The following is a 4,446-nucleotide window of genomic DNA, read 5'->3' as shown; positions in this document are numbered from 1 at the left end:
GCTCCGCCCCCGGACCCCCGGGGTGGTGCAGGCCGTCGTTCTGGTTGTGCCCACCCGTTCCGCCTTGCGGAACGCCTGCCCACAACCGGTGCGGCGAGGACACCGCGCGGAGCGCGGTCCGGGGGCCTGGGGGCGAAGCCCCCGGCGTCAGTACCGGTACTGCTGCTGCTCGTCGTAGTACTGGTACGGCTGCTGCTGCGGCGCAGCCGCGTCCGTGTCGCGCTGCTGCGGCACCCACACGCCCCCCGGCGGCGTGTCCATCCCGTACTGCTGCGACGCGTAAGGGTCGTACGGCTGCTGCCGGTTGCCGATGTACGGGTCCGAGTACGCCGCGTACTGCCCCTGCGGCTGGCCCTGCATCTGGCCGTAGTCCGGCGCGTCGTACGCGCCGTACTCCGGCTGCTGCGGCACGCTCGGCATCATCGCCGTCTCCTGCTCCGGCAGCGGGACCTGTTCGGCCAGTGGCGCCGGCTCCGGGACGGAGGCCGGGGCCGGCGTCGGCGTCGGTGCCGGGGAGGGCGCGCCGCGCTGGGACTTGCGGCGGCGCCCCGAGCGGGACTTCGGCTGCGGCGCCGAACGCCGCAGCGCCCAGCCCGCGGAGAAGCCGCGCCGGAAGGAGAGCGTCACGTACGTCTGCCCGACCGCGAACGCGAGCGCGCCGACGACGATGACCACGACGGACGGCAGGACGACGCCCGTCACGACGCCCAGGAAGCCGACGAAGGCCAGCAGTCGCCAGCGCAGCCGCGCCTTGTACTGCAGGAGCACTTCGCCGAGCAGCCACAGGGCCACAACGCCGAACGCGATGTAGAGGACCGTCCAGCCCATTAACGCCCCTCTCCTCCGCCCGCCGTCGCCGGCCGGCCGTCAGGACCGCTGGTGCAGTCCCAGATTCTCGTAGATTTCCAACGTGGCCGTTGAGTGGTTCAGGGTAATGAAGTGGAGCCCGGGAATCTCTTCGGCCATCAACCGAGCACACAGTTCCGTCGCGTACTCGATCCCGACCGAGCGTACAGCGGCCGTGTCGTCCTTCACCGAGAGGATCCGCTCAGCGAGGCCCGAGGGAAAAGCCGCGTTACTGAGCTGCGCGAATCGTTCGATCTGGCGCACATTGGTGACCGGCATGATTTCCGGAATGATCGGAGTGTCGCATCCTGCGGCCGCGACCCGGTCACGGAGGCGGAGATAGTCCTCGGGATGGAAGAACATCTGGGTAATGGCGAAATCCGCACCCGCCCGGCATTTGTCCACGAAGTGCCGGATGTCGGTCTCCCAGTCCGTGGACCGGGGGTGCATTTCGGGGAAAGCCGCGACACCTACGCAGAAGTCGCCCGACTCCTTGATGAGCCGCACCAGTTCGACGGCGTACCGGACGCCGTCGGGGTGACGCACCCACTCGCCCGTGGGATCGCCGGGCGGATCGCCGCGCAGGGCGAGCATGTTGCGGATGCCGACGTCGGCGTACTGGCCGATGACGTTGCGCAGTTCGGCGACCGAGTGGTCGACCGCCGTCAGATGCGCGACGGGCGTCAGCGTGGTGTCGGTGGCGATGCGCTCGGTGGCCCGCACGGTTCCCGCGCGGGAGGAGCCGCCGGCGCCATAGGTGACGGAGACGAAGGTCGGGGCGACCGCCTCGATCCGCCGGATGGCGTTCCACAGGGTCCGTTCGCCCTTCTCCGTCTTCGGAGCGGCGAACTCGAAGGAGTACGAACGCTCGCCGGAGGCGAGCAGCTCGCGCACGGTCCGGGCGCGATCTGTCCTGGTCGAAGCAGTGCCGAGGGCCATACCCAAAGGTAACCGGCGGCGCGCGGGCGGCCCAAGCCCGTCCATCAAGTGGACACGGCGGATTTACATTCGGCCGAATCGGGCCGCTCAGGCCCCTTCGTACGCGCGCACCCGACCGGCGAGCTTCGCCGCCGCCTCGCCCGGGTCGTCGGCCTCGGTGATGGCACGGACCACCACGACCCGCCGGGCGCCGGCTTCCAGGACCTGGTCGAGATTGCCCGCGTCGATGCCGCCGATGGCGAACCAGGGCCGCGCGGGCCGCAGGGCGGCGGTGTACCGCACGAGGGACAGCCCGGGGGCGTGGCGGCCGGGCTTGGTGGGGGTGGGCCAGCAGGGGCCGGTGCAGAAGTAGTCCACGCCGGGCTCGGCGACGGCGGCGTCGACCTCGGCCTCGGCGTGCGTGGAACGGCCGATCAGCACCTCCTCGCCGAGGATCGCGCGGGCGGCGGGCACCGGCAGGTCGCCCTGGCCCAGGTGGAGCACGTCCGAACGGCCGGCATGGGCGACGTCCGCGCGGTCGTTGACCGCGAGCAGCTTGCCGTGGCGGCGGGCGGCGTCGGCGAAGACGGCCAGGTGCTCCAGCTCCTCGGCGGCCTCCATGCCCTTGTCACGCAGCTGCACGATGTCCACCCCGGAGGACAGCACCGCGTCCAGGAACTCCGGCAGGTCGCCCTGGCGCCTGCGCGCGTCGGTGCACAGGTACAGACGGGCGTCGGCGAGGCGTTCGCGCGCGGTGACGGACATCGGGTCTCCCCCCGGTTCGGTGCCCGGCGCCGGGCGCGGGGCGTCACGGCCCCGCGCCCGGGCCCCCGGACGGTCGTGCTGGCTGGTTACGGACTCAGACGGCGAGCGCCTGGGCGCGCCGCTTCACCTCCGTGCCGCGATTCTCGCGCAGCGCCTGCGCCGGGGTGCCGGGCAGGGTGGGGTCGGCGGTGAAGAGCCACTCCAGCATCTCCTCGTCGCTGAAGCCGTCGTCCCGCAGGAGGGTGAGGGTTCCGGCCAGGCCCTTCACGATCTTGCCGCCGGCGATGAAGTCGGCGGGCACCTGGAGCACCCGGTTCTCGCCCCGGCGGACGGCGATCAGCTGGCCCTCCTTGACCAGCTGGCGGACGCGCGTCACCTCGACGTCGAGCTCCTCCGCGATGTCGGGAAGGGTGAGCCAGGCGGGAACAAGCGCATCGATCTTCGTGTCAATCTCGGTCACGGGACAAGCCTGCCATCCGGGACTGACAGTCGGTAGCCGGGGCGCCTGCGGCGCGCCTGAAGGAGTCCTTATGCCACTGCCGCCTTCAACGGGACCGCCGGGTCCGTGGCCTTCTCACGGTTCAGCGCCGCACCCTGTTCGATGAGTTTGCGGCCCTGCGCCAGGTCGCGCGGGCGGCCTACGGCCAGGAGGGCGACGAGGCGGCCCTCGCGCAGCCAGCACACCGTCCACGCGGTGGAGTCCGGATCGCCGCGCCAGAGCAGCTCGTTGGCGGCCGCGTGGTGCCCCGCGTACTGGACGAACCGCCCGAACTGCTCGGACCAGAAGTACGGCACCGGGTCGTAGGGCGGGGTCTCCTCCGGGCCGTGGGCAATGGTCGCCGCCACCGTGCGCGGGCCCTGCAGGGCATTGTCCCAGTGGTGGACGTGCAGCCGCTCGCCGTAGCGGGCGGAGGGGAAGGAGACGCAGTCGCCGACGGCGTAGACGTCCGGCACCGAGGTGCGCAGCCGGTCGTCGGCGGCGACGGAGGCGTCCGGCGCGAGCCCGATGCCGGATCCGGCGAGCCAGCCGGTGGCCGGGCGGGCGCCGACGCCGACGACCACGGCCTCGGCCGGCAGCCGGGTGCCGTCGGCCAGCAGGACCGCGCCCGGTTCGACGGCGGCGACGCGCGCGCCGGTGAGCAGCCGGGCGCCGGCCTCGGCGTACCAGGCGGTCATGCGGTCGGCGACCTCGGCGGGCAGGACGCCGGCCAGCGGGCGGTCCGCGGCCTCGACGACGGTCACCTCGCAGCCCGCCTCCAGCGCCGCGGTGGCGAACTCGGCGCCGATCCAGCCGGCCCCGACGGCGACCACGTGGTGGCGCGCGGCCAGCACCGGCCGCAGGCCCTCCACGTCGTCCACCGTGCGCAGCACATGCACGGTGGACACGCCCTCGCTGCCCGGCAGCCGGACCGGCTCGGCGCCGGTGGCGAGGACCAGCACGTCGTAGGGCTCGGGGCCGGCGGTCGTCTCCAGCATGTGCTCGTCCGGGCGTACGCCGGTGGCGCGCCGGCCGAGCTCCAGGTCGATGCCGAGGGAGCCGAAGTCGACCTCGAAGGCCGAGCCCTCGGCCTTCCCGAGGAGCACCGCCTTGGACAGCGGCGGGCGGTCGTAGGGCGGATGGGGCTCGTCGCCCAGCAGCCGGATCGTTCCCTGCCAGCCCTGCTCGCGCAGGGCCACGGCCGTCTGCACGCCGGCCATGCCCGCGCCGACGATCACTGCGCTGCGGAGGGCGGGTGCGTTCGTCTGCTCACTCACGCGATCAACTCTAGGGCGCGGGCGACTGCGGGAGCAGCCCCTGCCGGCCCGCGGCCGGGCGGCTCGCCCTTCCGCCGCCTTGACGCCCCGTAATAAGGTGGCGGCTGCAACGCACTCGCGGGAGCCCGGACGCACCGGGCTGAGAGGGAGGCTGGCGGCCTC

5 protein-coding genes are annotated in these 4,446 nt (G+C 72.9%); all 5 read right to left on the bottom strand.

The window, feature by feature from the left end:
• Positions 1–147 precede the first annotated feature (147 nt).
• Positions 148–828, bottom strand: a complete 681-nt coding sequence (locus AB0K09_RS30260; RefSeq protein WP_366068602.1) for a hypothetical protein — start codon at positions 826–828, stop codon at positions 148–150.
• A gap of 39 nt (positions 829–867) precedes the next feature.
• Entirely contained in the window at positions 868–1,785 is a 918-nt protein-coding gene (metF, locus tag AB0K09_RS30255) for a methylenetetrahydrofolate reductase [NAD(P)H] (RefSeq protein ID WP_366068601.1), read from the bottom strand.
• 87 nt (positions 1,786–1,872) lie between these two features.
• A complete protein-coding gene (gene thiE, locus AB0K09_RS30250) occupies positions 1,873–2,529 on the bottom strand; it encodes a thiamine phosphate synthase (RefSeq protein ID WP_366068600.1) in 657 nt (218 codons plus the stop codon).
• A gap of 94 nt (positions 2,530–2,623) precedes the next feature.
• Positions 2,624–2,989 carry an Rv2175c family DNA-binding protein gene (locus tag AB0K09_RS30245; RefSeq protein WP_366068599.1) on the bottom strand — a complete coding sequence of 122 codons (366 nt, stop codon included), beginning with the start codon at positions 2,987–2,989 and terminating at the stop codon, positions 2,624–2,626.
• 68 nt (positions 2,990–3,057) lie between these two features.
• Positions 3,058–4,227: an FAD-dependent oxidoreductase gene (locus AB0K09_RS30240; RefSeq protein WP_366068603.1), complete on the bottom strand. Its 1,170-nt coding sequence runs from the start codon at positions 4,225–4,227 to the stop codon at positions 3,058–3,060.
• Positions 4,228–4,446: the final 219 nt, after the last annotated feature.

Origin of the sequence: Streptomyces sp. NPDC049577 (assembly GCF_040675635.1) — a bacterium.
Lineage (GTDB): Bacteria > Actinomycetota > Actinomycetes > Streptomycetales > Streptomycetaceae > Streptomyces.
The sequence above is the reverse complement of the archived record's forward strand: the minus strand, read 5'-3'. Positions and strand labels throughout refer to the sequence as shown.

Coding starts and splice junctions, on each gene's coding strand:
- thiE (WP_366068600.1), bottom strand. CDS start 2,529: ATGTCCGTCACCGCGCGCGAACGCCTCGCCGACGCCCGTCTGTACCTG.
- metF (WP_366068601.1), bottom strand. CDS start 1,785: ATGGCCCTCGGCACTGCTTCGACCAGGACAGATCGCGCCCGGACCGTG.
- AB0K09_RS30260 (WP_366068602.1), bottom strand. CDS start 828: ATGGGCTGGACGGTCCTCTACATCGCGTTCGGCGTTGTGGCCCTGTGG.
- AB0K09_RS30240 (WP_366068603.1), bottom strand. CDS start 4,227: ATGGCCGGCGTGCAGACGGCCGTGGCCCTGCGCGAGCAGGGCTGGCAG.